The organism is Flagellimonas olearia, from assembly GCF_004150225.1.
GTDB classification, from domain to species: domain Bacteria; phylum Bacteroidota; class Bacteroidia; order Flavobacteriales; family Flavobacteriaceae; genus Flagellimonas; species Flagellimonas olearia.
The window spans coordinates 471701-498074 of the sequence record NZ_ML142908.1 but is presented as its reverse complement, the minus strand read 5'-3'; the positions used below and the strand labels follow the sequence as shown (position 1 = coordinate 498074).

Below are 26374 nucleotides of genomic sequence, written 5' to 3'. Positions count from 1 at the left end.
CATGTTGACAACGCATAGGATATCGGCAGACTTTTTTGATGACAGTTTTGGGCTTATCGCCATCCACAGCAATTTGGAGGATTATGCCTTGGCTTATGGTATCAATTCCAATTGTTCCCTCTACCTGAAAAGGATGGAAAACGACCTCCATTTGGACGGAAGTTTCTTTTTTTCCGTATTTGATTGGGAGGATGAGATAAACGATGTGTATTGGACCTTGATTTCCAATGCCTGCACGATTGAGGAAACCGTTCCATCCGATGGTCTGTTTGGAGGCACTTCCTCCTTTAGGACCAATCACTTGGTCAAGGAACGTAAGGAAATAGACTATTTTTTAAAGGTCGACGGTGCCGATGAAATTGCCTTGCAAGAGAAAGTAAAGGCCATCAACAAAATTTCCAAGGTGGTAACAGCATACCCGTTGGAAACACACACATTAAAATCAAAAAGAAATTTAATCTTTTAAAAATGCCAACTAGAAAGAAGACGAAAATTGTAGCAACGTTGGGACCTGCAACCAGCACTAAGGAAACCCTTAAAGCAATGATAGAGGCAGGGGTGGATGTTTTTAGGATAAACTTTTCCCATGCTTCCTATGACGATGTTACGGAGCGTATCAACATGATACGTGAGTTGAATGAGGAATTGGAGGTACACACATCTATACTAGCAGATTTGCAAGGCCCTAAGCTTAGGGTCGGGGTAATGGGCGGTGAGGCCGTGGTGGTCCCTGGGGACGAGGTCACTTTTGCCACTGGTGAGCCCTTTGAAGGAACAGCACAACGGGTATATATGAACTATCAAAGCTTTCCTCAGGATGTTAAACCGGGAGAGCGTATCCTTTTGGATGATGGAAAGTTGATTTTTGAAGTAAAATCCACCAACGGAAAGGATGAAGTCACAGCCACGGTGATACAAGGAGGACCATTGAAATCCAAAAAAGGGGTAAATCTTCCCAATACCAATATTTCATTGCCGGCCCTGACCAAAAAGGATATCAAGGATGCCATATATGCCATTGAGCACAAAGTGGATTGGATTGCCTTGTCTTTTGTGCGCCATAGCCAAGATTTGATAGACCTACAGGACTTGATCAGCAAGCATACGGATCACAAAATTCCAATCGTTGCCAAAATAGAAAAGCCAGAGGCCGTTGAAAACATCGATAAGATTGTGGCCTATTGTGATGGACTTATGGTGGCCCGTGGCGATTTGGGGGTTGAGGTTCCGGCCCAGGAAGTTCCCTTGATCCAGAAAAAATTGGTGCTTCAGGCCAAAAAGGCCAGAATCCCTGTGATCATTGCAACACAGATGATGGAAACCATGATCACCAGCTTAACGCCAACACGCGCTGAAGTGAACGATGTGGCCAACTCCGTTATGGATGGAGCGGATGCAGTGATGCTGTCCGGTGAAACATCGGTTGGAAATTATCCTGTTCAGGTGATTGAGAAAATGGCCAGTATTTTGACCAGTGTTGAAAACTCGGAATTGATAAAGGTACCGCAAACACCTCCCCATATTCGCACCAAGCGATATATTACCAAATCGGTATGTTATCATGCGGCATTGATGGCCAATGAGATTCAGGCCAAGGCGATTTCAACCTTGACCAATAGTGGGTATACCGCTTTTCAAATATCGGCATGGAGACCTAGTGCCCATATTTTGGTATTTACCTCCAACAAAAGAATACTCACGCAGTTGAACCTTTTGTGGGGCGTGAAGGCATTTTATTATGATCGTTTTGTTTCCACGGACGAAACCATTGAGGATGTAAACCGAATTGCCTGCAAAAAAGGATTTTTGGATGTAGGGGATATGCTCATTAGTTTGGCGGCCATGCCCATTAAGGACAAGGGAATGGTGAACACCCTTCGGGTGAGCGAGATTGAAAAATGCTTGTTTTAGTACAAGTTCCTATACCTCAGTAAAAAGTTATTGAAGCCATCCCGGATTCCATGAAGCCCATGGAATCCGGGATTTTTGCTTTATGCCCTGTAAGCATGGGCCAAAATGGGGGACTAACGGGAACATAAGCTCATTTTAGTCCAATATTTCCCATGGTATACGAATTCAAGGATACAAGATTAGGGGCCATGCTCCGGCTGGTGGAAGACATTAAAAACGATTGCCCAAGACACTCCCCCATACCCAACAACATTAAATTCCTATGGAACCGAAATGAGGCCCCCCTCACCATTATGGTAGATGGAATGGCATTGAAGCTAATGCCCAACCAAATGGTAACGGTAACATACCTGCAACATGTTTCTTACACCGAAACCGAGTTACCGCTCGCCGCCATTTTTTTTAATAGGGAATTCTATTGTGTCTTTGACCATGACAGTGAGGTTTCGTGTAATGGAATATTGTTTTTTGGCACCCAGGATTTGCCCATTGTTACCATTCAAAAAGAAGAGCTTCGCAAGTTCAATCTGTTGTACGATATGTTTGTGGAGGAGTTTTCAACTCCGGATAACATCCAAGGAGAGATGTTACAGATGCTTTTGAAGCGACTGATCATTATGACCACCCGCTTGGCCAAGGAACAACTCATTGTAAAAACTTTGGGCAACGATCAAATAGATATTATCCGAAGGTTCAATTATCTGGTGGATTTAAATTTTAAGACCAAAAGAAAGGTGAGTGAGTATGCCGAAATGTTGTACAAGTCTCCCAAAACACTTTCCAATCTCTTTTCCATCTATAACCAAAAATCCCCCCAACAGATTATTTTGGACCGTATTGTCTTGGAGGCGAAGCGTCTCATAAACTATACGGATAAACAGAATCAGGAGATTGCCTATGACCTTGGCTTCAATGATCCTGCCCATTTCAGCCGATTCTTCAAGAAAATGACCCAAATGACCCCTTCGGAGTATAGGGAAAACCAACTGGTCCCCGCCTAAGGGAAAAATGGGCAAGTCCTCGGGAAATTCCTCCTAACACCTACCTTCCTTTTCGCAACATCTTTGCACTGTAATTTAAAACAAACCAAAGATGAAGCATACAGGAAAAACCCTTTTCAATCTTATCGAAATTTTTAGGACACCACAAAGAAGAGTGGTCCAGACTGTCATTGCCAACGATCATTGTGAGCAAAACCACCATCACGATTTCTATTGTGATACGGAAAGACCATTTGTACAAAATAGATAATCAAAATAATAATTCATTTAAAATTTTTAGATCATGAGCACATTTAATGTACCCAAAAGAGAAGAAGTAAGCGGAGCCAATCAGGCCATTTTTGACAACTTGGAAAAGGCGTTGGGCTTTGTTCCCAACCTATATGCCACCTATGCGCATTCCGAAAATGCACTGGGCAATTATTTAACCTTTGCCAATGGCAAAACCTCCTTGAAAGCCAAAGAAAAGGAAGTGGTAAACTTGGCCGTAAGCGAAGTGAACAACTGTCTGTATTGTCTATCGGCCCATACGGCCATAGGAAAAATGAACGGTTTCTCAGAGGCCCAAATTTTGGAACTGAGAGCGGGAAAAGCTTCTTTTGATGCCAAGTTGGATGCTTTGGCGAGATTGGCCAAAAACATTACTGAGAACAAAGGGACTACCGATGCCAATGTTTTGGATAATTTCTTTGCCGCCGGATGGACCAAGGAAAACTTGATCGACACTATTTTGTTGGTGGGAGATAAGACCATTTCCAACTTTATCAACAATACGTTTGACGCCCCTATCGATTTTCCTGTGGCACAGCCTTTGGAAGAAGTGGAAGCTTAAGCTTAAAACTAGTTTTAGGAACAAGACCCTTTCAAATTTTTGGAAGGGTTTTTTTATTCCACTTCCAAATCGGCAAAAAGGGAGGGTGCTATACTTTTGGCCATAAAAATGGGCCAGTCGTTCTTAAAAAGATGGCTTTCGGTTATGGCACTGTCGTACAAAAGATAAAGTCCACTGGATATTCTTTCAATTTCGGCCTTGGAGAGATTGGCGATATTGGCCCCAACCACTTCACCTAAAAAAAGCAACAGCTCCTTTTTTTGTTTTTGGATTACTTCGAGTATTTTTTTCTCCTTAGGGGACAGCTCCCCTAAGGTCTTGATTCCCCAACAACCATTAAAATGGTCTTCCCGGTATAGGTCTTGTAGAAAGTCAAAGATGGCTAAAAGCTGGTTCTTTCCTTTTTTTCTTCGTCCCACGAACTCTTCAAGGGATTTCATGAAGCCATCGTGCCTGTGGTTCAAATAAGCGATGCAAATATCTTCCTTGGATTTAAAATGACCATAGAGTGTGGCTTTGGCAATGCCGCTTTTAGCAATGATCTCATTGATTCCGGTGGAATGGTACCCATGGATATAAAACAGATTGCTCGCCGTATCAATGATCTTCTCGTGGATGGATGTCTTCATCCCATAAAAATATACAAAAGACCGGTCTGTCTACTGTTTTTTTAATCATTTTTTAGCATAAAGGAGTATACTACAACCCAATTTCAGCAGTAATTTTGCGATTTACTGGAATTACATGATTTTCGATTTAATAGTAGCCATGTTTTGGAGCCTGTCTCCCTTTGGGGAGTCCAAGGTTGGAATTCCGTACGGGATAGGTAAGGGAGTGAACAGTTATGTGGTTTTTGTGGCCTGTTTCCTGTCCAACTTGCTCGTGTTCCCTATGATGATGTTTTTCTTGGAGAACGTTAATAAGCATTTGACGAAATGGAGGCCTTATAAAAAATCGGCACTTTTCGTGGCCCGAAGGGCGAAGACGGGTACAGCGGACAAAGTCCAAAAGTATGGCTTTTTCGGATTGGTTCTTTTTGTCATGATTCCCTTGCCGGGTACAGGCGTTTATGCGGGAAGTATAGCCTCCTATCTACTGAAGATTGAAAAGAAAAAAGCCTTCTTGGCAAATGCCTTGGGGATATTTTTGTCATCACTGATCATTTATGGGGTCACCGTTGTTTCGGTGAGGTAGAAGCTAAAAATCGAACCTGAGCTGAACGGAAACCGCTTCTTTTTCTGGTGCCTCCTTTTGTTTTTCAGTATTGAGGTTGGCCAATGAGATGCCCAATAACCGCACTGAATTTTCTAGGGAGGATTGATACAGGAGTTCTCTGGCCGTTTCAAGAATAAGGTCCTTGCTTGCAATATAATAGGGTAGGGTCTTACTTCTGGTTTGGAGGGTAAAGTCACTGTATTTGATTTTCAGGGTCACGGTTTTCCCGGCAATTTTGGATTTTTGAAGTCTTCTTTCCAGCTCACCTGCAATGTTGTCCAATTTTTCCAACATAAAGATTTCACTGCTCAAGTTTTCAAAAAAAGTACGCTCTGCCCCGACCGATTTTGGGATTCGATGGGGTTTTACGGCACTGTGGTGTATGCCCCGGACCACGTGGTAATAGTATTTGCCACTTTTCCCGAACTTCTCATCCAAAAATTCCAGGGATCTTTGCTTTAGGTCCTTCCCTGTAAAAATGCCCAAGCGGTACATTTTTTCCGCGGTTACCTTGCCCACGCCATAGAATTTACGAATGTCCAGGTCTTCCAAAAACTGGATGACTTCTTCGGGGTTCACCGTTTTTTGGCCGTTGGGTTTGTTGTAATCACTGGCTACTTTGGCAATGAATTTATTGATGGAAATTCCCGCCGATGCCGTAAGTCCGGTTTTCTCCAGGATTTTTTGACGGATTTCCTTGGCAATCAAGGTAGCGGAAGGGTTTCCCTTTTTATTCTCAGTAACGTCCAAATACGCTTCGTCCAAAGAAAGGGGTTCCACAAGATCTGTATATTCAAAGAATATGCTTCGAATTTCATAGGAAACCTCTTTGTAGCGCTCAAATCTGGGTTTTACAAAGATCAGATCCGGACAGTTCCTTTGGGCAATGGATCCGGCCATGGCACTGCGCACTCCAAATTTACGCGCCTCATAGCTGGCAGCGGAGACTACTCCCCGCTTTGAGCCACCTCCCACCGCAATGGGTTTTCCCTTTAGCTCGGGATTATCATGCTGTTCCACGGAGGCATAGAACGCATCCATGTCCACATGAATGATTTTTCTTAAGGGAAAATCAAAATCCATACTCAAATTTAGGGTATATTTAGTTTGATGGAACACTTGGAAATTGAGCGAAAGTTTTTGGTAACTTCCGATGCCTACCAGCAAGAAGCCGCATCAAGCATTCGCATAGCACAGGGTTTTTTGAGTACGGACCCCCAAAGAACGGTACGGGTACGAATCATGGGAAACCAAGGTTTTTTGACCGTGAAAGGAGCCAGTAATGCGTCCGGCACCTCACGATTTGAATGGGAAACCGAAATCAGCGCTGCTGAAGCCACCAATCTGATAGATCTGTGCAAGGATGTCATCTTGGAAAAAGTGCGTTTCATGGTGCCATTGGGCGACCATGTGTTTGAGGTGGATGAATTTTTGGGAGAAAATAAAGGGTTGGTAGTTGCCGAGGTGGAACTTCAGCATGAAGATGAGTTTTTTGAGAGACCCAGTTGGTTGGGCGAAGAGGTCACCGGCCAGAAAGAATATTACAATTCGCAACTCAGTCAAAAACCATTTACCGAATGGTAGACCATAAAAGACAAAATACAATTAATCTGATTAGCTTGGTATTGGCCTTGGCAGCCATATGTACTGAGTATTTGGGGTATAAGATGGTCTATATGTTCTTGAAACCATTGACCACCATTTCCATACTATCACTCCTGTTTTTTATCCCGAAGGGATTATCCGAAAAGTTTACCAAGCTTATCCTTGTGGCTTTGGCGTTTTGTTTGCTGGGCGATGTGCTTTTGCTTGATTCAGGTTATTTTGTCTTTGGATTGGTCGCTTTTTTGCTGGCACACCTCCTCTTCATTGTGGCATTTATCCAACACAAGGGTTTTTGGTTCCATTGGGCTTCGTTTGTAGTTCTTTTCTTGATAGGAGGAGCCATTTTCTTTTGGTTAAAACCGGATTTAGGGGATTTTATGGTACCCGTTCTGTTCTATGTTTTGGTGATCACTGCAATGGCATGGCAAGGAATAGGCCTATATCTAAGGGAAAAGGCAAAGGCATACGCATGGATGGCGTTGGCTGTGCTATTTTTTATGCTTTCGGATACCTTGCTGGCCATTAATAAATTCAAAGCACCTTTTGACAATGCCAGTGTTCTTATTTTGGTAACGTATTGGCTTAGTATTGGGTTGATTGCCAATGCTGCCTACAAAATAGCTTTGGAGAAAAAACCATAGTTTGGATCAATCCAATTTTTTGTCCAGCACCAAAATCGTATTGAGCAAAACATTGGCACCATTGGCTATGTCTTGGGCTGAGGTAAACTCTTTTGGGGAATGGCTGATTCCCCCCTTACTGGGCACAAAAATCATCCCGGTTGGGGCAATCCGTGCCATGTCTTGGGCATCGTGACCTGCGCCGCTGGGCATATATTTAAAAGTAAGTCCCAAGTTTTTGGTGGAGTTCTCTATTTCTTTTTGAATGCCTAGGTCTGTTAGGGCAGGATCAGCGGTGGTATCCAAGGGATGGAACTCAATCGCCACACCGGAATTGGTTGAAATTTCCTTGGCCTTGGCCTTAATGGCCTGAAAAACGTTTTCAATGACTTCGGAAGAGAGGTCCCTAATCTCCAAACTGGCCACTACTTTTCCAGGAATGACATTGGGCGCCCCGGGTTCAGCCTTTATACGTCCAACCGTGCCTACTTGGGCACCTTCAAAACTATTGGTGACCTCATTTACCGCAATAATGAATTTGGCGGCAGCCAAGAGTGCATCTTGCCGAGCATTCATTGGGGTGGTACCCGCATGGTTGGCAAAGCCGGTAAAGGTCACATCCCACCATTTCAGCCCCACAATACCTTCCACAACGCCAATGTTAAGACCTTCTTTTTCCAAGACACCACCCTGTTCAATATGAAGTTCCAGAAAGGCCGCCATACTTCCTTTTTTGCGGATGGCTTCCGTAATCCTTGTGGTGTCTCCCCCCAAACGCATAATGCCCTCTCCCATGGAAAACCCAGTGGAATTGACCACATCAAAAGCTGCTTTGCTCAAGTTTCCAGACATGGCCCTACTCCCCATGACTCCTCCTTCTTCATTTGGGAAAATAATGACTTCCAAGGGATGCTTTGTTTTTATGTTATTTTCTTTAAGCACCTCCATAACCTCCAAAGCGGCCATAGAACCTACACAACCATCATAATTTCCACCATGGGGTACCCGGTCTATATGGGACCCAAAGGAAATGGGCTTCTTTGAGGCATGGGAGCCTTCCCGTTTGCCAATGATGTTACCAGCAACATCCACGGTGACGGTCAAGTCCAAATCTTTCATGGTCTGAATGACCCATTCTCTGGCGGCAATATCGGCATCGCTGAAAGCAACACGCTCCGTTTCCCCATTTTCCTGTATTCCAAAATCGGCCAAATCAAAAATTCGTTTTTCAAGTCGGTCTTGGTTTACCGTAAAGGATTTTTTCTGTGCATTGCTGGGGATACCGACCAACAATACCACAAAAAGTACTGTGGTTAAGTGTTTAAAATGCATGGCTTTCTGTTTTTTAGAAAGGTACACATTTATATGAAGAAGTGTTTTCAGGGTTGGTTAGAGAAAAGCTATGGACTAATAGCTTTCGTAGGGGCAATTTTGAAGATATTCCAGGGTAAGAACGCCCCTTAGATTGTTTATAATAACATGATCCAGCAATTCTTGGGCGCTATATTCGTCAAACAGATTGGCTTTGGAATATACCGTGTCTTCCAATCTCAACAGAAAAAGTTTACAGACCAATTCCACATTGACGTTGGGGCGTATTTGCCCCAGTTTTTGGGCCTTCAGCAGTAAAGGGTGTACTACATTCCAAACGAGATCTTCCCTAAATTCGGAATAAACCTGAGCAGCCTTGTAGTAGTATTTGTTTAGGCCATAAAAGAAAGCTGGGCTTATACCTTGCAGATGGTCAAGCCCCAACTTATATATGTACACAATGGTAAGCAAGGGCTGGTCTTCATTGGGGCTCTCCTGCATGTGATCATCAATGGTGCTTCGTACTTTGCGTAAAAAGCATTGAAGACTCTCCATGACCAGCTCTTCCTTACTTTGAAAATGTTTGTATATGGTTTTTTTTGAAATGCCCAGATCATGGGCCAACTCGTCCATGGAAAAGCGTTTGCTCCCAAATTTTGAAAAATTGGAAAAGGCACATTCCAGTAACTCTTTTTTATTTTCCATGGTCCTGTTTTTACTGCCAACCTCCTCCCAGGGCCCTATATAGTTCCACTATGGCGTTCAATTGTCCATATTGGGAATCCACATAGTTCAATTCTGAGTTCAGCGCATTTTGCCGGGCAGTCAATACTTCCAGATAGTTGGCCAGACCATTGTTCAGCAATTCTTCCGAATAGTCCTCTGCAACGGTATAGGCTTCCAGTTCCTTGGCACGGGCTTCCAATTTTTGGGTCTCGGCATCGTAAGTGTATAAAGCATCGCTTACTTCCCTACCAGCGGTAAGCAGAGCTTGTTTATAGGTTAGCAGGGCCTGTTCTTGTTGGGCTTTGGCCACTTCCATTTGGGTGCGTAGTCGTCTTCCGTTAAAAATGGGTTGGGTCAAGGACCCCACCAAAGAGGAAAATAGGGAACTGGCATCCAACCAATTATCAAACTCCAAACTTTGAAAACCTCCATTGGCGGATAAACTTAAAGAAGGGTACAGACTGCTTTTGGCCACATTGGTCAATTCAAAAGCATTGATAAGACCGTATTCTGCCTGCATCACATCGGGGCGATTGGCAAGTAACAAATGGGGTACGCCGGTCTTCAATTCGGTATCAATGCTCTGATGATCCAAACTACCACGTTGAATTTTCTGTGGCACTTCACCCAATAGAATACTGAAAGCGTTTTCCAAAAGTTTGATATTGTTCTCAAGGTCGATCACAATAATTTCAGTGGTATGGACTTGTGCTTCCGTCTGTTTTACGGCAACTTCGGTCACTTGGCCTGCATCCTTCAATGCCACAGTGGTCTCCAAACTGTACTTTCTGGCTTCCAATGTTTGTTTGGATACTTCCAATTGTTTATCAAGGGCCATTAACTGATAGTAGGTGCTGGCAATGCTCGCCACTAAATTTGTTTTAACAGCTTGATGCGCGGCCACACTCTGCAGATAAGAGGCTCCGGCTGCTCTTTTATTGCTCCTTATCTTGCCCCAGACATCGGCTTCCCACGAAAGGCTCCCGGATAATTCGTATTGCTCCAAAGCACTGGTAAAAAAGCTACCGAACTGACTGTTTCGGGAGTTTTTGGTCCTCGTAAAACTGGCGGTCCCTGAAAGCGTAGGGTAGTAACCAGCCTTACCTTGTTTTACATATGCTTCGGCGGCCACAATGTTCTGAAGTGCAATCCGAATATCTATGTTGTTCTCCAGACCTTGTTCAATATAGGACTTTAGTTGCCCATCGTTGAACAAGTTTCTCCAAGATACGTCGGCCATGGAAATACTGTCCTGAGGCAAATTATCGGTTCGATAGAGATTTTCTGTCCCTACTTCTGGTCTTGAGTAGTTTTTGGCCACAAAGCACGATTGCAATAAAAGAGGCGCCGTAAGAACCAAGAGCAGTTTATATGTCGATTTTATTTTCATGGATGATATACTTTGTTCGATCAAAGGATAATTAGGCATTGTTTTCATTTTGAATTACTTCGGGCTTTCCTGAAATACGTTCCTGGAGTGCCTGGAACACCACAAAAAGTACTGGTATGACAAATACTCCCAAAATGGTTCCGACCAGCATTCCACCTACGGCACTTACACCAATGGATTGGTTTCCTATCGCACCAATACCAGATGAAAGAGCCAAAGGCAATAGACCGAAGATGAAGGCAAAAGACGTCATCAAAATTGGACGTAACCTTGCCCGTGCACCGTCCGCGGCGGCATCAAACAATGAGAGTCCCGCCCGTCTACGTTGTAGGGCAAACTCCACGATCAAAATGGCATTTTTAGCCAAGAGACCAATAAGCATGATCAATGCAATCTGGAAATAGATGTTGTTCTGTAAACCAGCTACGTTGATGAAAAGAATCGCTCCTGCGATACCAAACGGTAGCGACAACAATATGGAAAATGGTAAAATGTAACTTTCATATTGTGCACTCAACAAGAAGTATACGAACACCAAGCTCAAAATAAAAATAAGGATGGTCTGTGAGCCCGCATTGCTTTCTTCCCGGGTCAACCCAGAATAATCGTAGGTATAGGAGTTGGGCAATACTTGTTCTGCCACTTCCTCAATCGCAGTAATGGCATCACCTGTAGAGTATCCCGGATTAGGAACCCCTGTAATGCTTACCGAACTCAAAAGGTTGAAACGCGATACAACTTCCGGACCATAGATTTTCTTTAAGTCCACAAACTGACTTACCGCAACAGATTCACCGCTGGCGTTCCTAACAAAAATATGGTTCAACGAGTTTTCGTTGGCACGGTCTTCAGGTTTGGCCTGGATCATTACACGATATTGCTTACCAAATTTGTTGAAGTCGGTAGCATAAATGCCTCCAAAATAACCCTGGAGTGCGTTGAATATATCAGTGGCGGTCAACCCGGCCATTTTTACTTTTTCCATATCAATATCCAAGTCGTACTGAGGGAAACCGGGATCGAACTGTGAAATGGCATATTGAATTTCGGGTCTGGCATTTAAGGCTCCCAAAAATTGATTTTTCACATCGTTGATGGAATTCCAGTCTTCGCCAGTTTTGCTCTGAAGCTGAACATCAAAACCTGAACTGGTACCAAATCCTTGGATACTGGGAGGGGTAAAGTATATGATTTGTGCATCATTGAAACCTGCTGTGATGCCATATAAACGCTGCATAGTGGCACTTACCGATAGGGAATCGGCATCCCTTTCGCTCCAGTCTTTCAATTTCATGATGGAGAATGCATAAGACCCAGCACTCACCCGGTTCAACAAACTGAAACCTGCCACACTCATCCGGGCATCGATTACATCCATGGACTCATAAATGGAATCCAACTTCATGATAGTCTCCTCTGTTTTTTCAATGGTTGTACCAGGAGGCATGCTCACGTTGGCAAAGATCATCCCACGGTCCTCATCGGGCACAAAGCCTGATGGGGTGGAGCGGAAAAGGAAAATGGCAATCACACTAAAGCCCACTAGAAGGGCAAGGGTTATCCATTTACGTTTTACCAAGGTGCCAATGGTGTTGGTGTACTTATTGGTCATGGCGGTAAAGCCAACGTTGAAAGCTCTAAAGAATCGGGCCAAGAAATTCGACTTTTCCCCCTTTTCATGGTCGTGCGGCTTTAAGAACAATGCCGCTAGCGCAGGACTCAGTGTTAAAGCGTTCACGGCCGAAATTAAAATGGCCACCGCTAGGGTAATACCAAATTGTTGATAGAAAACCCCCGAGGAACCTTGGATAAAGGAAACAGGGATAAATACCGCTGACATCACCAGGGTAATGGAGATAATGGCTCCCGAAATTTCGCTCATGGCGTTCTTGGTGGCGGTTTTAGCCGAATCTGCCCCTTCTTCCAATTTAGCATGTACAGCCTCGACCACCACAATGGCATCATCCACCACAATACCAATGGCCAAGATCATGGCGAAAAGGGTCAACATGTTGATGGAATACCCGAACAATTGCAGGAAGAAAAAAGTACCCACAATGGCCACAGGAACCGCAATGGCTGGAATTAAAGTGGACCTGAAATCCTGAAGGAACAGGAACACTACTATAAATACCAAAATGAATGCCTCAATCAAAGTCTTTACAACGTGATCAATGGAAGCATCCAAAAAGTCTTTGGAGTTAAATGGAATTACATAATCCAAACCTTTGGGGAAATCCACTTTTGATTCCTCCAGAATGGTTTCAATCTCGTCAATGATATCCTTGGCATTGGAACCAGAAGTTTGGTAAACACCCACAGCAACACCAGGGTTTCCCATACCGGAGTTTTTCCTTACGTAGCTCAAGGCACCAAGCTCTATTTCAGCCACATCTTTTAGGCGAAGGAAACCACCATCGTCCGTAGTCCTAAGAATAATGTTCTCGTATTCCTTTACTTCTGACAAACGTCCTTTGTACTTCATTACATATTCAAAAATACCATCGGCGTTCTCCCCGATCTTACCTGTTGCCGCCTCGGTATTCTGCTCACGTAGTGCGGTTTGAATATCGGAGGGCACCAAATTATAGGCGGCCATTTTATCGGGAGAAATCCAGATACGCATGGAATAATCCTTGGATCCAAACACGTTTACGTTACCTACCCCTTTGATCCGTTGTAATTGGGGCACAAGGTTAATTTTGGCGTAGTTCTCCACAAAAGTGGCATCGTAATCCTTATTTTCGGAATAAATGGAGAAGAACAGCAAGGCACTGTTCTGGGCTTTTTGGGTGGTAACCCCTGTGTTTATAACTTCTTGTGGCAATAAACTATTGGCCCTTGCCACCCGGTTCTGTACGTTTACTGCCGCGATATCCGGGTCAACCCCTAATTCGAAAAACACACTGATGTTGGCCGTACCATCGTTACTGGCGGAGGAGGTCATGTAGGTCATGCCCTCCACACCGTTGATTTGCTCTTCCAATGGAATAACCACACTTTTGAGTACCGTTTCAGCATTGGCGCCGGTATAGTTGGCGTTTACCTGTACCGTTGGAGGGGCAATCTCCGGATATTGTTCTACGGGTAATGTACTCAACCCAAGAATACCCAAGATCACAATGATCACGGATATTACTGTAGAGAGTACAGGACGATCTATAAATTTTTGGAACATATATAATTCGTTCTATAAATGATTGATGGTAATTATTGTTTTACTGGATTGATGGTCTGTCCATCCTTAAGTTTGGATACACCTTCGGTAACGATGGTACTTCCTTCTTCCAAACCTTCCTCTACGATAAACTCCTTGTCCGTTTGGGCCACGATGTTCAAGGGAACGGTTTTCACCGTATTGTCATCATTCAACACATACACCATTTTGGTGCCCTGTAGATCCACGGTAACAAATTGGGAGATGACAAAGACATCTTCGTAGGTCGATGGAACCTTGATGGTTCCGGTACTTCCTGAACTCAACAACAAACTGGGATTGTCAAAATCAGCCCGTAGGGTTACGCTTCCGGTAGTTGGGTTGATGATATTGTTCACCATTGCAATCTTTCCTTTTTGTGGATAGGTCTCGCCATTGATCATCACCAATTCCACTTCGGGCGTATTTTTGGCCGAAACTTGTGAGCCGTCATCTGTCATCTCGCTTTTCATCTCCAACAGTTCCTTTTCGGTCATGGAAAAATAGGCGCGAATACCGCTTATATCAGAAACCACGGTCAATGGTTCGCCCATGGTGCTGCTGACCAAAGCCCCTACTTTGTATGGAATCTCGCCAATGTAACCATTTACGGGACTCACAATATTGGAGTAACCAATATTGGCGGCAATGCTGCTGTAGTTGCTTTTTGCCTGCTCCAATTGGGCTTTGGCAGTTTCCAATTGTACTTGGCTGATAATGTTTTTCTCAACCAACGGAACCAGTTTATCCACTTCTACTTGGGCCACATTTACTGCAGCTTTGGCTGCTTGCGCATCTTGGGAAAGCGTTTGTGTTTCCAATTTGAACAATAACTGTCCTTTCTTTACCTGTTGTCCTTCTTCCACATAAATGTTTTGTACGAACCCGGAAACCTTAGGCCAGATCTCAACATTTTGCTTACCTTCCATGGAAGTGGCATAGACCTTATAAATGGTAATGTCTTGTTTTTTAAGATTGCCCACCTTTAAGGTTGGTGGAGGTGGCGCGGTTCGTTGCTGGGCTTTTTCCCCACAAGAGGACAGGATCAAAGCAGTCACTAGGGTTAAGGCTATATGCGTTGTTTTCATGACTTTATTTCTGGTGTTAAGGTTTTTGAATAGTTGGGTAAACATTTTTAGTCTAAAATTTTTTTAAGCTTTTCAATGGACTCTGTTAGAAGCGCTTCATTTTTGTTCATATAGTCCAAATAGATATGGGTTCTTTCCTGTCCCTCCTTGAATTTCTTTGGGCTACTTTTTTTGTGATAATCCAAGACCAGGGTGATGATGGCCTTTTCCTTCTCTACCCGCTTAAGGTTTTCCTGGAGTTTGGCAAGAAAAAAGGTTTTCTGTTTGGCAATGGAGAAATAACGCCTTCTATCGCCAGGCTTTGTAAAGTAGGTGATGATCCCCATGTTAAGGAGAAGGTTCAACGAGGTTGAGGTTGAGCTTTTACTGGCCCCTCTTTTTTCCAGACAATCTTCAAAAGTAAGTCCGTCTTCATCCGTTAAAATAAGTATGGCATAGATTCTAGCAGCTAGAGGAGGTAAATTGTACTCCCCTTCCAGATGAACCCCTAATGTTTCTATAAGTTGTTGATTTGCAGTTACCATAAAATGGATTTGAAGCCGCAAAATTACAGTTGGTTCGGAAGTTACCAAACTAAACGAACTTAAACTTGTGTTAAAAAACCATCAAAAGATGAGTTAAATGGTTAACACATTGAAAATAAAAGGGTTAAAGAGCGCTTTTGAACTGCTCCAAAAATCGTACATCGTTCTCACTTAACAACCGAATGTCCGAGATTTGATGCAATAAAAGGGCAATCCGATCTATTCCCATACCAAAGGCAAATCCAGAATATACTTCGGGATCTATACCGCAATTGCGCAGTACATTGGGGTCTACCATGCCACACCCCATGATTTCCAACCAGCCGGTACCCTTGGTCATCCGGTAATCCGTTTCTGTTTCAAGCCCCCAGTATACATCCACCTCGGCACTGGGTTCAGTGAATGGGAAATAAGAGGGTCTGAGTCGGATTTTGGATTTTCCGAACATCTCCGAAGTAAAGTACTGCAAGGTTTGTTTCAAATCGGCAAAGGATACATTTTTGTCTACATACAATCCTTCCACCTGATGGAAAAAACAGTGCGAACGGGCAGAAATGGCCTCATTTCGATATACCCTGCCGGGGGAAATGGTACGGATGGGCGGTTGGTTGCTTTCCATATACCTAACCTGTACGGATGAGGTATGGGTACGCAACAGAATATCCGGGTCGGTCTGGATAAAGAAGGTATCCTGCATGTCCCTGGCAGGATGGTACTCTGGCAGGTTCAATGCCGTAAAGTTGTGCCAATCATCCTCTATTTCAGGGCCTTCCGAAACATTAAAACCAATTCTGGAAAAAATGTCGATGATTTGGTTTTTTACTATGGAAATAGGATGTCTGGCCCCAATTTCTATGGGCTCCCCAGGACGGGTCAAATCCCCAAACTTGCCAACTGTCTCGGCTTGGTTCTCAAGGGCGGACTTAAGCTCGTTGACTTTTTCCGTCGCTGAATTTTTCAATTGATTGATGACCTGCCCAAACTCTTTCTTTTCCTCATTGGGAACATTTTTGAACTCGGCGAAGAAACTGTTCAAAAGGCCTTTTTTTCCCAAATACTTGATTCGGAAATTCTCTATCTCTTCTGTTGAGGTTGAAGTGAATTTTTCTACTTCAGCCAAGTGTTCCTTTATGGTCTCAATCATTTTTACTGGCAGTATTGGCCGACAAATTTAGCAAATTGTCCTTGAATATGTAGGCAATAAGGAAATGTACTGCAATACCACCAAAAAAATGCCATAGCCAATGCGTGCCCATTGGAAAAAAAGATTGACTCTTGTCTATGCTCCTGAATGAAATGGCGACTGCAAAAATGGCAAAGGCTGTAATGACCAAAATGACATTTTTACCTTGGGTTTTAATGAGGTAGCCAACCAAAGGTAATAGAATGGTGCCTGCTGTGATCACGTAGCCCAATGAAATCCGCCATCCATTGGGAATGGGCAGAATACGCAGCATATAAGAGGTTCCCAAGAGCAGAAAAATAAGCAGAAGTCGTTGCCACCAGGCCCGGACCACTTTGAAGATAAAGTAGATGACCAAGGCAGCACACAGAAGCATAATGGGCATCCAGTCCAACCGAAGCCAGAATTCATGACTCCTTGTAGCGTGGTAGATGGTACCTCCAATATAACTGATGGCGATTACCGGAAGCACCCCGGCCAAAAAGAGGTGTGCCTTGGGATGTCTGTAGACCCGTATGCCCCAGTATAGAATAATGAATAAGAAGATCAAATTGCTATAGGTGTTGAAGGGCTCCACAGGCCATCTACCATCCAAGGTTTCCAAGTAAATGGGGCCGGAATCGTTTGGAAATTTTAGAAAAAGCATGGGTTTATCAAAAATTCAGGATTACGGATTGCTGTTTTTGGAGCTTTGCCCCACCCAATTCATACACGATTTAAAGGATTCAAAAATATGTTCCTGAGGGATGAGTCCGGGGATGATATCAATCCGTTCCATCATATATTTGGGTTGGTCCAGTATTCCCACCAAGAGCACCATAACATTCTTTCGTTTCAAATCCTGTAGGACATCTTCCATGGCATATAGGCCGGATTGGTCCATATACTGCATACGTCCCATTCTAATGACCACGGTAGAGGCGGTATCCGGAATTTGTGAGGCCAATTGTTGAAACTCAGTGGTTGAACCAAAAAAGAGAGGACCTTTTATATGTTTGATAAAGATTTCTTCCTTAATATTCTCAGGCAGATTTTTTTCATCGGACCATGTTTCTTCCCGAAGGGGTTTCACATCGGACCTTTGGGCGGTTATATCGCCGATTTTTTTCATGAACATCAATGATGCGATTACTAAACCAATACCCACGGCATATACCAAGTTCCAAATGGAGGAGAGGACCATCACCACCAACATAATGATTACCTCCGAACTCAATTTCAATGGTCCCAACTTGATATCCTTGGGAAGATGGGGAATAGCTTTTAGACCTCTATAATCCATTACGCCGATACCTACAGTGACCAAGATACCTGCCAATACTGCTGCCGGTATTTGCGAGGCCACCGGCCCAAGCGCAAGCAAGACAATAAGTAAGAGCACTCCGGCAACCATACCTGAAAGTCTGGTCTTACCGCCAGAATTGATATTGACCACGGTCCGGATGGTTGCTCCGGCACCGGGAATTCCTCCAAATAGGGCCGCAATACTATTGCCAATGCCTTGCCCTACCAATTCTTTGTTGGGCTTGTGCTTGGTTTGGGTCATATTATCGGCCACCACAGAGGTCAGCAAAGAATCTATCGCCCCAAGCAAAGCAAGGGTCAATGCTGTGAATATATAGGGCGTGATGGTACTTAAATTGAAGTTGGTAAATATTTCTAGATTGGGAATGGGGAGGCCACTAGGGATTTGCTCAATGGGACGATAATCCAATCCAAAACCAAATGCAACCCCTGAAACTGTCACCAAGGCTACCAAAGTGCTGGGAATTGCAGTGGTAATACGTTTAAAACCGTAAATGATGAAAATGGTGACCAAGGCCAGCCCCAATTCCATCCAGTTGATGTTGCGAACAGCTCTGGGCAACACCTTGAAAGTTCCCAACACCCCTGAAGCGTCCTTGGCGGCTAGGGTACGGGCTTCCTTCAGCATATCTGCCTCGGTGATGGCGTGTGCCCTTTTTATGGTTTCTTCAAAATCTTCCAGGACCAAAATACCTTCACCAGCCTCTTCCCGGAGTATGTTCTCCAATATTTTTTCCTCGGCTTCAGCTACATATTGGTTCACATACTGCTCGTCCTCTTTGGGATAGTAGCCCACCGCAGGCAATATTTGTGTGACCAATATAATCACCCCAATGGCGGTCATAAAGCCCGAGACCACGGGATAGGGAATGTATTTGATATATTTTCCCAGACCAACGAGTCCCAATCCAATCTGTATGATGCCTGCCAAAAGAAAAATGGTCAGTATGGCCGGTAGCGCTTTGTTGATATCTCCGTCATTAACAGCCACTATACCGGCAATGACCACCATGCTCACTGCGGTCATTGGAGCTGTTGGACCGGAAATTTGGGTGTTGGTTCCACCAAAGAGGGCGGCAAAAAAGCTTATGAAAATGGCACCGTACAATCCGGCACTTGGGCCAAGCCCGGAACTTACTCCAAAGGCAAGGGCCAAGGGGAGTGCCACAATTCCCGCGGTAATTCCACCAAAAAGGTCTCCTCTTAGATGTTTGAACATATAACGGCGGGATTAGATTATACAGCATTAAGATAGTAATTTTGGAAAACAAAAAAGCCGATGATTGGAAGATCACCGGCCTTTTAACTATCTGGTTCAAATCTTGTTATAAGAAGGAGACTTTTCCATCTGAAAGATCATACATGGCACCTACAATGGCGATTTCTCCCTTTTCCTCCATCTCTTTTAAGATGGGGCTTTGTTGTCTGATGTTATCCAAAGTCAACTCCACATTCTTAACGGCAACGGCGTCCACAAAATCCAAGTTTTTGGAGTTTCTCAAAGATTCATCTTTTGGTTCTGAAACGGCTTCGACCGCAGGTTCAATTTTATTGATCAACGTGGTGAGGTTCCCCAAGCGCGCATGATCACAAGCGCCTTTTACCGCTCCGCAGCTAGTATGTCCAAGAACAACAAGGAGTTTGGTGCCAGCCAGTTTACAGGCGAACTCCATACTTCCAAGAATATCCTCATTGACAAAATTCCCAGCGATTCTAACGCTGAAGATATCTCCAAGACCCTGGTCAAAGACCAATTCCGCAGAGACTCTCGAGTCAATACAGCTAAGGATAGTGGCAAAAGGGAATTGTCCATCCTTGGTTTCGTTTACTTGTTGGAGAAGGTTTCTATTGGCCTTTAGGTTTTTTTGAAAACGCTCATTTCCCTCTTGTAGGAATTCCAGTGCTTTCTTGGGCGTCATGGTGGCCTGTGTTTCTTTTGTGTGTGCTTTCATAGTACTATGGCTATGCCGTTTTTTTCGGTCTTAGATTAAAAAATTCAATATAACTTTTTGGGTTTTCAACAACCCCTCTCTCGGAAATGATCTTAATGTCTATTTTCCGCGTTTTTGCCTTACTCGAGAAGTCTTCCAAGATCTCAACAATGTCATTGTCCAAGAACCGTGTTTTTCTAACATCCAATTCAAGATAGGAATTTTCAGGAAGTCGATCCAACTCTTTTAAAATGGCTCCTTTATTGATAAAGGTAACTTCTTCGGCCAAGGTCATTTTTATTTTGTGGACCCCATTGCTCTTATCCTCTATATGAAGGAAATGGGAGTTTTGGTAACTCTTTATGAGGATGACCACAATTCCAACCCCCAAACCTAGTGAAATTCCGATCAATAGATCGGTGAAAACAATTCCAACCACGGTTACCACGAAGGGAACAAACTGCTTCCATCCAGAATTGTACATGGTCTTGAAAAGGCTTGGTTTTGCCAATTTATATCCTACAACAAAGAGGATGGCTGCCAAGACAGACAAAGGAATCATGTTGAGAAGTTTGGGAATCAGGATTACAGAGGCCAACAATAAAAACCCATGGATAATGGCCGAAGCCTTTGTTCTACCGCCAGATTGAATATTGGCCGAACTACGAACAATTACTTGGGTCACGGGAAGTCCACCGACCAGACCGGCAAGACTGTTCCCTACCCCTTGGGCAAGCAATTCCCTATTGGTTGGGGTTACCCGTTTGTGTGGATCTAGCTTATCCGTGGCTTCAACACAAAGCAAAGTTTCCAGACTGGCCACCAATGCAATGGTAAAGGCTGTGATCCATACTTCGGGATTGGTTATGGCCGAGAAATTGGGAAAACTGAACAAGCCTGCAAAAGACTCCAAGCCATCTGGAATTGGAACACTTACCAAATGCTCAGCGGAAATGCCCCATTGGGCATCGCCTGAGGTAAATGAAAAATAAAGGATTCCCAAAACCACGGCTACAAGAGGTCCTTGGACCAATTGGAAAACTTTGGATTTTTTACTTAGGACCCTATCCCAAAGAATAAGGATGGCCAGGGCCACTATGGCAATCAAGGTGGCACCGGGACTGATAAAGTTAATCGCGTTGAGAATTTCACTGAATGTATTTTCCCCATCCACTTGAAAGAACGCCCAATCCCCTTCGGGATCGGCATCGTATCCAAAAAAGTGTGGAATCTGTTTTAAAATGATGATGATTCCGATTCCCGTCAGCATTCCTTTGATCACGGATGATGGAAAATAATAGGCAATGACCCCTGCTTTTAGCATTCCAAATACCATTTGGATGATACCTCCCAAAACTACGGCCACCAAGAAATTTTCGTAACCTCCCAGGGTGCCTATGGCGGTCAATACAATAGCCGCAAGACCTGCTGCAGGACCACTCACGCCAATGTGTGAGCCACTGAGGGCCCCCACAACAATACCTCCGATAATTCCAGCAATAAGACCTGAAAAAAGAGGAGCGCCACTGGCCAGTGCAATTCCCAAACAAAGGGGAAGTGCCACAAAAAAGACCACAATACTGGCTGGCAAGTCATTTTTAATATACTTGAACATAATAATAAAGATAAAGTTGCCTTCAGGATTTAAGGCATGCTGAAGACAGTTAGAAATTGATTGTTGATGTGTTTTCCGGAGAATTAAACCAATGTTCTGGGAGGGGGGTCAAGAATTTCAACGGTATAATCCAATACGGGAAACATATACCCTAGAGAATTATAGTCTTGTTCTTGATTAAAGGAAGTGTCCACAGGAAAAAAATTTCGAAGCAAAAAATACTTGCTTTCAAAACTCTTGCTGCCTGTTGTTTCGTTGCTGTTGTTTTCTTCCTCGGAAGAACCAAGAATTATTGCGGTACAGTACTCCTTTCCCAAAAGGGGAACAAGGGGAGAGGTCATGAGAATCATGACCAACATCACCGAGACAAAAGGAAAAGCCAACAGTCTTAGCACTATACTCTTTTTTGCAAAAATAAAAGGATGGGGGATATTTTTTGTTAAATAATGTTTAAAAGTCCTTCAACAGCTTAATGTCGTTGCCCAACAACCATCCTGTCTGCCCATCTGAAATCCGGATTTTCTTCCAATCGTCCAATTGGTCCAGAACATTCACTTTGGTACCTTCGTGAAGGGTAAAGACTATTTCACTGTTGTTATTGGGTTCAGAGGACACCCTAACTTCTTTACTGAAAACAATGGCAGGGTTATCCTTTTTGAATTCCTGGCGTTGCAGGTAGGCCATAAGAACCGACAGGACTCCTAGGGCCAATGCAAAGATGCCCACAATGAAGGCCAATCGTTTTTGATTGGCAAAGCGAAGAAAAAAATAGGCTAAATAACCCAGAACGAAAAGGATGATGAAAGCAATGGCCAAATAGGCCCATTGATCAAAGGAAAATAAGCTTACCACACTTTCGTAGAATTGGGCTATTTCTGTTTTGGGCATATTTTCTATGGCGTCCAACCTCATGTTTTGGGCATAGCCCAAATTGTTCAGGATTTCATCGTCATTGGGATCCAGCAACAAGGCTTTTTCATAATAATAGATGCTAGGTCCAATGGCGTTGAGCTTGTAATAGCAATTGCCCATATTAAAGTAAAGTTGGGCGGAATGCTCCCCGTTCTTTAGGATTTGATCGTAATTTTCAATGGCCTTGGAGTATTCCCCTTTGTTGTACAGTTCGGTGGCCTGCTCAAACAGGGCCTTACTTTGGGAGAACCCAAAGGAAAATGAAAGGAAACAGAGGTAAAGAACGAACTTTTTTATACTCATAACTGTTTGTCCAAATTAGAGATTACCGTACTGGCTTTTTCATAATCATTCTGCATCTGCACATCTGAAAAGGGACTGTAACGGGCCATTTCACAACTTTTAAGTAAATCAATAAACCCATCAACATCTACAGGGGCCACTTTTTTGTCCAACAGGATGGAAGTGATTTTTTCCTTACTGAATTCAGAGGTCTCGATTTTTAGTTTGGCCTTTAGATAGTTATGTAATCCTTTTTCCAAAGCCACATAAAAGGCTTCTTTGTTGCCCAGTTCCTTTTTGGCCGTGGAGAGGTATTTTCTGGCCAATTTATTGGCCTTCTTGATTTTGTTTCCAACCACATCCTGTGCAATGGCCTCTCTTTTCTTAAAGGAAAAGATGGCAATCGGAATCAACAACAAAGGACCGAACAGCAAGAGATAAAACGTATTGGAGCCAAAAAAATAGTTGATTCCAATGGGACTGAGGTTGGGATTGATCTTTATAAAATGGAACTGTTTTCCCGTTGGCACCACCAATTGCTTACTGGTGTTGGTTCCTGCGGCATCGTTTGCCGAAGCACTGGTAGGTCCTTCCAAGACCTCAATATTGATTTCTTCCGAATTAAGGGTGACGTACTTTGCCGTACTTGGGTTGAAATAGCTGAAAGAAATGCTGGGGATTGGATATTTTCCCCGAAATGAGGGAACAATGGTGTAATTATTGGAAACCTTCCCTTCCATTCCGGAACTATAGGTCTGTATATTTTCTTCGTGCTCAGGGTCATAGACTTCAAGAGCACTTGGCAGCTCGGGCTCAGGAAGTTGAAAGAGTTTCAGGTTGCCCTTGCCCGAAACTTCTACGATGGCCTGTAGCGACTCGGAGGCGTTGAGTTGTTTTTTGGTGGCGGTCACTGAAAACTCGAAATCACCCACAGCACCTCCAAAATTCGCCGGTTTTCCCGCCTCAGGCAACGATTTTACAGTGATAGTTCTTTTTCCGGCAGAAACCGTTTTACTGGTCTGGGTGTAGATGCGTCCCCCAAAGAAATCCCTTCGGTTGGTGGGCACGTCCACAAAGATTTCCAAGGAAAGAGGCTCAATATCCAATTTCCCTGCTTTTTGGGGATATAGTACCACTCTTTTCAACACTACGTAGCGATAGGGCTTTCCTTCATAAGTGCCGTTCTGGGCCGTGTGTCGGGTCACGGGAATGTCCTGACTCCAAAAATTGTTGTACGTAGGATTGTCCAAAGGGCGATAGTTGGTAACACTGATATCCGGACTTACATAGAGCTTGTAAATCACGGTCACCGCCTCATTGAGATAAGGGTTTCCTTTGGAAACCTCTGCCACCAAGTGTAGACTCTCGTCGGCAACGTCATCCACGTTTTTTTGGTCACTGGGTTTGTCCACGGCAGCGGTAACCTCAACAGTTTTGGGAAGGGTTTTGTAGGTCTCTCCCCCAATATCAATAGTGGCCTGCTTGATGGTAAAGTTTCCCCTTGCCGTAGGGACCAAAATATAGGAATAGGTTTTTGAAAAGCTTCGCTTTCCATTGACCCATGATGAACTTATGGATTGTGAAGGACCCATGACCACCTTGAAGCCTTCAAAGGGAGGCGGACTGAAATTATCCCCGTCCTTGTTCATACTGAACTCTACCCTAAGTCGCTCGTTGATACCCAACTTTTCCTTGCTGAGGTTCATTTGAAACGTAACCTCTTCATCTTGGGCATAGGAAGATATCCCTACAAAAAGGGAGATGATGGTAAAAAGTAAAATTTTGCCCCTCAACCTATACATTACCAGTCTTTTTCGTTTTTGATTTTCTTGCCCCTTACTTTTCTTTCCTCCATCTTCTCCTGCACCTTTTTCTCCTCGTTCTGCATGGCCTCTAAAAGGTTTTGAATCTGTTGTTCGGATAGCTGATTGGGTCGTGGTTGTTGTTTTTGGTCCTCAGGCTGATCTCCTTGATTGGGTTTTTTCTCCTGCTCCTTTTTCTTGTCGCCGTCCCCCTCTTGATTTTCCTCAGGCTTGTCATTACCATTATCGCCTTGATCGCCCTCGTCCTTGTCCTCGTCTTCGTTCTGTTTTCCTTCGTCCTGCTTATCGTTGTCCCCTTCGTTGTTTTGGTCTTGGTTCTGATCCTGGTTTTGGTCTTGCTGATCCTGCTTGTCCTGATTATCCTCGTTCTGGTCGTTTTGTTGTTCGTCTTGCTGTTTCTCCAACATCTTTTTGGCCAAGGCCAAATTGTAACGGGTCTCATCGTCATTCGGATTACTCCGCAAGGCTTCCTTGTAGGCTTCGACGGCCTTTTCGTATTCCTTGTTCTTCATGAACACATTGCCCATGTTGTGAAAGGCCTTATGCTTTTCAGGTTTGTCTTCCGCAGTTTCGCCAGCTTGCTTATAACGGCCAAAAGCTTCTCCAAAGCTTTCCCGATTGTAATAGGCATTTCCCAAATTGAAGGGAGCGGCTACATTCTTTTCGCTCTTTGAAATGGCCCTTCGGTAATTGGCTTCCGCAGTTACAAAATCATTGGAAGAAAGCTCCTCATTGGCCTCATAAGTAAGGTTGGTTGAGCTCTTCAGTGCCTTTTCGGCAACTTTTTCCGCTTCTATTCCGTCCTGGGCCAAGGCAATGCCTGTGCAAAGTACCAGGGCAAACGTCCATCTCATCTTATTCATCATCGTGCTCATTGAAAAGATTTAGTTTTTTTAACCATTGTGTTTTTCTATCCAGAATGAAGATGTCCAAAAATAGAAATAAAAAGGCCGCCCCAAGGAACCATTGGAATTGGTCTTGGTATTCGGCAAACTGAGTGGCCTCAAATTCTGTTTTATCCATCTGGTTCAAGAGTTCCTTGATGTACTCCACGGCTTGTTCCGTGTTGGAACCATCAATATATTCCCCATTACCACGATCCGCAACTTCCGCCAAGATGGCTTCATTAAGTTTGGTAATGACCACTTCACCTTGATTGTCTTTTTTTAAGCTTTCCACCACACCATTTCTTTTGATGGGAATGGGAGCGCCTTTGGGTTTTCCTACCCCAATAGTGAATACACGGATGCCATTTTGAACGGCACTTTCCACCGCGTTGGTGGTATTTCCTTCTGAATGGTCTTCCCCATCGGAAACAATAAAGAGCACCCGGTTGGTCTGCTCCGAATCATCATAGTACGTGGTGGCCAAGTCGATGGCTGCATCGATGGCGGTTCCTTGGGACGACAGCATATCTGTGTTCATGCTCTGCAAGAACATTTTGGCGGCTCCATAATCCGTGGTGATGGGTAACTGTGGATAGGCTTGCCCAGCGTAGGCAATGATACCGATACGGTCACTTGCCAATTGGTTGATGATTTCCGAGACCAAACGCTTTGCCTTTTCCAATCGGTTGGGGGCTATGTCCTCTGCCAGCATACTTTTGGATACATCCACTGCGAAAACAATGTCCACCCCTTCCCTTTTCACGGTTTCCATTTTGGTTCCGATTTTGGGGTTTACCAATCCCAAAACGAGCAAGGATAAACCGGCCAGAAGGAAAACCAATTTCACCGCCGATTTAAAACTCGATTTATTGGGGGCCAATCGCCTTAGCAATTTGTTGTCCGCAAAACTACGTTGGGTCCGTTTTTTCCAAATTTGAAGAAAAAAGAACGCCAGGACCATTACGGGAATAATGCCCAAGAGATAGAAGTATGTTTTTTCATCAAACTGAACCATAT

Annotated in this window: 26 protein-coding genes; 8 read left to right on the top strand and 18 right to left on the bottom strand. The window is 43.9% G+C overall.

Annotated features, from left to right (window positions below; translation table 11 throughout):
• The first annotated feature begins 1 nt into the window (after position 1).
• The 5 genes from DN53_RS07515 (at position 2) to DN53_RS07500 (ending at position 3744) form a co-directional block, all read left to right on the top strand.
• Positions 2-466 carry an IPExxxVDY family protein gene (locus DN53_RS07515; protein WP_129653774.1) on the top strand — a complete coding sequence of 155 codons (465 nt, stop codon included), beginning with the start codon at positions 2-4 and terminating at the stop codon, positions 464-466.
• Positions 467-468: 2 nt separating this feature from the next.
• Entirely contained in the window at positions 469-1911 is a 1443-nt protein-coding gene (pyk, locus tag DN53_RS07510) for a pyruvate kinase (RefSeq protein ID WP_129653773.1), read from the top strand.
• A gap of 152 nt (positions 1912-2063) precedes the next feature.
• On the top strand, positions 2064-2912 hold the full coding sequence (locus tag DN53_RS07505) for a helix-turn-helix domain-containing protein (RefSeq protein ID WP_129653772.1): 849 nt from the start codon (positions 2064-2066) through the stop codon (positions 2910-2912).
• A gap of 91 nt (positions 2913-3003) precedes the next feature.
• Positions 3004-3162 carry a hypothetical protein gene (locus tag DN53_RS17900; RefSeq protein ID WP_165357310.1) on the top strand — a complete coding sequence of 53 codons (159 nt, stop codon included), beginning with the start codon at positions 3004-3006 and terminating at the stop codon, positions 3160-3162.
• 33 nt (positions 3163-3195) lie between these two features.
• A complete protein-coding gene (locus tag DN53_RS07500) occupies positions 3196-3744 on the top strand; it encodes a carboxymuconolactone decarboxylase family protein (RefSeq protein ID WP_129653771.1) in 549 nt (182 codons plus the stop codon).
• A gap of 53 nt (positions 3745-3797) precedes the next feature.
• On the opposite strand, the gene DN53_RS07495 is transcribed toward DN53_RS07500, so the two are convergent.
• Positions 3798-4373: a TetR/AcrR family transcriptional regulator gene (locus DN53_RS07495; RefSeq protein ID WP_129653770.1), complete on the bottom strand. Its 576-nt coding sequence runs from the start codon at positions 4371-4373 to the stop codon at positions 3798-3800.
• Positions 4374-4488: 115 nt separating this feature from the next.
• Between DN53_RS07495 and DN53_RS07490 the strand changes: the two genes are divergently transcribed.
• On the top strand, positions 4489-4938 hold the full coding sequence (locus tag DN53_RS07490; RefSeq protein ID WP_129653769.1) for a COG2426 family protein: 450 nt from the start codon (positions 4489-4491) through the stop codon (positions 4936-4938).
• Between the two features lie 3 nt (positions 4939-4941).
• Here DN53_RS07490 and dinB read toward each other — a convergent pair whose 3' ends face one another.
• Positions 4942-6042, bottom strand: coding sequence for a DNA polymerase IV (dinB, locus tag DN53_RS07485; protein ID WP_129653768.1), 1101 nt, complete (start codon positions 6040-6042; stop codon positions 4942-4944).
• Between the two features lie 27 nt (positions 6043-6069).
• Here dinB and DN53_RS07480 point away from each other — a divergent pair, with 27 nt between their 5' ends.
• Both DN53_RS07480 and DN53_RS07475 read left to right on the top strand, forming a co-directional pair.
• Positions 6070-6543: a CYTH domain-containing protein gene (locus DN53_RS07480; RefSeq protein WP_129653767.1), complete on the top strand. Its 474-nt coding sequence runs from the start codon at positions 6070-6072 to the stop codon at positions 6541-6543.
• Positions 6537-7205 (top strand): lysoplasmalogenase, encoded by a 669-nt coding sequence (locus tag DN53_RS07475; protein ID WP_129653766.1) that lies wholly within the window; start codon positions 6537-6539, stop codon positions 7203-7205. The genes DN53_RS07480 and DN53_RS07475 overlap by 7 nt, the downstream gene beginning before the upstream one ends.
• A 6-nt stretch (positions 7206-7211) precedes the next feature.
• On the opposite strand, the gene DN53_RS07470 is transcribed toward DN53_RS07475, so the two are convergent.
• From DN53_RS07470 to DN53_RS07395, 16 genes are all read right to left on the bottom strand, one after another.
• Positions 7212-8516 (bottom strand): Zn-dependent hydrolase, encoded by a 1305-nt coding sequence (locus DN53_RS07470; RefSeq protein WP_129653765.1) that lies wholly within the window; start codon positions 8514-8516, stop codon positions 7212-7214.
• Positions 8517-8591: 75 nt separating this feature from the next.
• Positions 8592-9200, bottom strand: coding sequence for a TetR/AcrR family transcriptional regulator (locus DN53_RS07465; protein ID WP_129653764.1), 609 nt, complete (start codon positions 9198-9200; stop codon positions 8592-8594).
• A 10-nt stretch (positions 9201-9210) separates the two neighbouring features.
• Positions 9211-10611 carry an efflux transporter outer membrane subunit gene (locus DN53_RS07460; protein WP_129653763.1) on the bottom strand — a complete coding sequence of 467 codons (1401 nt, stop codon included), beginning with the start codon at positions 10609-10611 and terminating at the stop codon, positions 9211-9213.
• Between the two features lie 31 nt (positions 10612-10642).
• Positions 10643-13789, bottom strand: coding sequence for an efflux RND transporter permease subunit (locus DN53_RS07455; RefSeq protein ID WP_129653762.1), 3147 nt, complete (start codon positions 13787-13789; stop codon positions 10643-10645).
• A 32-nt stretch (positions 13790-13821) separates the two neighbouring features.
• Positions 13822-14895 carry an efflux RND transporter periplasmic adaptor subunit gene (locus tag DN53_RS07450; RefSeq protein WP_165357308.1) on the bottom strand — a complete coding sequence of 358 codons (1074 nt, stop codon included), beginning with the start codon at positions 14893-14895 and terminating at the stop codon, positions 13822-13824.
• A 47-nt stretch (positions 14896-14942) separates the two neighbouring features.
• The gene (locus tag DN53_RS07445) at positions 14943-15419 is read right to left on the bottom strand and encodes a GbsR/MarR family transcriptional regulator (RefSeq protein ID WP_129653760.1); all 477 of its coding nucleotides are present in this window, start codon (positions 15417-15419) and stop codon (positions 14943-14945) included.
• 124 nt (positions 15420-15543) lie between these two features.
• Positions 15544-16563: a phenylalanine--tRNA ligase subunit alpha gene (gene pheS / locus DN53_RS07440; protein WP_129653759.1), complete on the bottom strand. Its 1020-nt coding sequence runs from the start codon at positions 16561-16563 to the stop codon at positions 15544-15546.
• Positions 16556-17248: a hypothetical protein gene (locus tag DN53_RS07435; RefSeq protein ID WP_129653758.1), complete on the bottom strand. Its 693-nt coding sequence runs from the start codon at positions 17246-17248 to the stop codon at positions 16556-16558. The genes pheS and DN53_RS07435 overlap by 8 nt, the downstream gene beginning before the upstream one ends.
• 21 nt (positions 17249-17269) lie before the next feature.
• On the bottom strand, positions 17270-19126 hold the full coding sequence (locus DN53_RS07430) for a SulP family inorganic anion transporter (RefSeq protein ID WP_129653757.1): 1857 nt from the start codon (positions 19124-19126) through the stop codon (positions 17270-17272).
• 106 nt (positions 19127-19232) lie between these two features.
• On the bottom strand, positions 19233-19859 hold the full coding sequence (locus DN53_RS07425) for a carbonic anhydrase family protein (protein WP_129653756.1): 627 nt from the start codon (positions 19857-19859) through the stop codon (positions 19233-19235).
• Positions 19860-19869: 10 nt separating this feature from the next.
• Positions 19870-21453: a SulP family inorganic anion transporter gene (locus DN53_RS07420; protein WP_129653755.1), complete on the bottom strand. Its 1584-nt coding sequence runs from the start codon at positions 21451-21453 to the stop codon at positions 19870-19872.
• 83 nt (positions 21454-21536) lie between these two features.
• Complete coding sequence (locus DN53_RS07415) at positions 21537-21848, bottom strand: hypothetical protein (RefSeq protein ID WP_129653754.1); 312 nt, start codon at positions 21846-21848, stop codon at positions 21537-21539.
• A gap of 55 nt (positions 21849-21903) precedes the next feature.
• Positions 21904-22668 carry a tetratricopeptide repeat protein gene (locus DN53_RS07410; protein ID WP_129653753.1) on the bottom strand — a complete coding sequence of 255 codons (765 nt, stop codon included), beginning with the start codon at positions 22666-22668 and terminating at the stop codon, positions 21904-21906.
• A complete protein-coding gene (locus tag DN53_RS07405) occupies positions 22665-24449 on the bottom strand; it encodes a BatD family protein (RefSeq protein WP_129653752.1) in 1785 nt (594 codons plus the stop codon). Before DN53_RS07405 ends, DN53_RS07410 begins: the two co-directional genes overlap by 4 nt.
• Positions 24449-25345, bottom strand: a complete 897-nt coding sequence (locus DN53_RS07400; RefSeq protein ID WP_242502093.1) for a tetratricopeptide repeat protein — start codon at positions 25343-25345, stop codon at positions 24449-24451. The genes DN53_RS07405 and DN53_RS07400 overlap by 1 nt, the downstream gene beginning before the upstream one ends.
• Complete coding sequence (locus DN53_RS07395) at positions 25326-26372, bottom strand: VWA domain-containing protein (RefSeq protein WP_129653751.1); 1047 nt, start codon at positions 26370-26372, stop codon at positions 25326-25328. Before DN53_RS07395 ends, DN53_RS07400 begins: the two co-directional genes overlap by 20 nt.
• Positions 26373-26374: the final 2 nt, after the last annotated feature.

What these genes read in the sequence shown, in the direction of transcription:
- DN53_RS07435 (WP_129653758.1), bottom strand. Translation starts at nt 17,248, where the DNA reads ATGCTTTTTCTAAAATTTCCAAACGATTCCGGCCCCATTTACTTGGAA.
- DN53_RS07410 (WP_129653753.1), bottom strand. Translation starts at nt 22,668, where the DNA reads ATGAGTATAAAAAAGTTCGTTCTTTACCTCTGTTTCCTTTCATTTTCC.
- DN53_RS07445 (WP_129653760.1), bottom strand. Translation starts at nt 15,419, where the DNA reads ATGGTAACTGCAAATCAACAACTTATAGAAACATTAGGGGTTCATCTG.
- DN53_RS07450 (WP_165357308.1), bottom strand. Translation starts at nt 14,895, where the DNA reads ATGAAAACAACGCATATAGCCTTAACCCTAGTGACTGCTTTGATCCTG.
- pyk (WP_129653773.1), top strand. Translation starts at nt 469, where the DNA reads ATGCCAACTAGAAAGAAGACGAAAATTGTAGCAACGTTGGGACCTGCA.
- DN53_RS07505 (WP_129653772.1), top strand. Translation starts at nt 2,064, where the DNA reads ATGGTATACGAATTCAAGGATACAAGATTAGGGGCCATGCTCCGGCTG.
- DN53_RS07475 (WP_129653766.1), top strand. Translation starts at nt 6,537, where the DNA reads ATGGTAGACCATAAAAGACAAAATACAATTAATCTGATTAGCTTGGTA.
- DN53_RS07480 (WP_129653767.1), top strand. Translation starts at nt 6,070, where the DNA reads ATGGAACACTTGGAAATTGAGCGAAAGTTTTTGGTAACTTCCGATGCC.
- DN53_RS07400 (WP_242502093.1), bottom strand. Translation starts at nt 25,345, where the DNA reads ATGAGCACGATGATGAATAAGATGAGATGGACGTTTGCCCTGGTACTT.
- DN53_RS07470 (WP_129653765.1), bottom strand. Translation starts at nt 8,516, where the DNA reads ATGCATTTTAAACACTTAACCACAGTACTTTTTGTGGTATTGTTGGTC.
- DN53_RS07495 (WP_129653770.1), bottom strand. Translation starts at nt 4,373, where the DNA reads ATGAAGACATCCATCCACGAGAAGATCATTGATACGGCGAGCAATCTG.
- DN53_RS07490 (WP_129653769.1), top strand. Translation starts at nt 4,489, where the DNA reads ATGATTTTCGATTTAATAGTAGCCATGTTTTGGAGCCTGTCTCCCTTT.
- DN53_RS07395 (WP_129653751.1), bottom strand. Translation starts at nt 26,372, where the DNA reads ATGGTTCAGTTTGATGAAAAAACATACTTCTATCTCTTGGGCATTATT.
- DN53_RS07460 (WP_129653763.1), bottom strand. Translation starts at nt 10,611, where the DNA reads ATGAAAATAAAATCGACATATAAACTGCTCTTGGTTCTTACGGCGCCT.
- pheS (WP_129653759.1), bottom strand. Translation starts at nt 16,563, where the DNA reads ATGATTGAGACCATAAAGGAACACTTGGCTGAAGTAGAAAAATTCACT.
- DN53_RS07425 (WP_129653756.1), bottom strand. Translation starts at nt 19,859, where the DNA reads ATGAAAGCACACACAAAAGAAACACAGGCCACCATGACGCCCAAGAAA.
- DN53_RS07430 (WP_129653757.1), bottom strand. Translation starts at nt 19,126, where the DNA reads ATGTTCAAACATCTAAGAGGAGACCTTTTTGGTGGAATTACCGCGGGA.
- DN53_RS07420 (WP_129653755.1), bottom strand. Translation starts at nt 21,453, where the DNA reads ATGTTCAAGTATATTAAAAATGACTTGCCAGCCAGTATTGTGGTCTTT.
- DN53_RS17900 (WP_165357310.1), top strand. Translation starts at nt 3,004, where the DNA reads ATGAAGCATACAGGAAAAACCCTTTTCAATCTTATCGAAATTTTTAGG.
- DN53_RS07405 (WP_129653752.1), bottom strand. Translation starts at nt 24,449, where the DNA reads ATGTATAGGTTGAGGGGCAAAATTTTACTTTTTACCATCATCTCCCTT.
- DN53_RS07465 (WP_129653764.1), bottom strand. Translation starts at nt 9,200, where the DNA reads ATGGAAAATAAAAAAGAGTTACTGGAATGTGCCTTTTCCAATTTTTCA.
- DN53_RS07515 (WP_129653774.1), top strand. Translation starts at nt 2, where the DNA reads ATGTTGACAACGCATAGGATATCGGCAGACTTTTTTGATGACAGTTTT.
- DN53_RS07500 (WP_129653771.1), top strand. Translation starts at nt 3,196, where the DNA reads ATGAGCACATTTAATGTACCCAAAAGAGAAGAAGTAAGCGGAGCCAAT.
- dinB (WP_129653768.1), bottom strand. Translation starts at nt 6,042, where the DNA reads ATGGATTTTGATTTTCCCTTAAGAAAAATCATTCATGTGGACATGGAT.
- DN53_RS07455 (WP_129653762.1), bottom strand. Translation starts at nt 13,789, where the DNA reads ATGTTCCAAAAATTTATAGATCGTCCTGTACTCTCTACAGTAATATCC.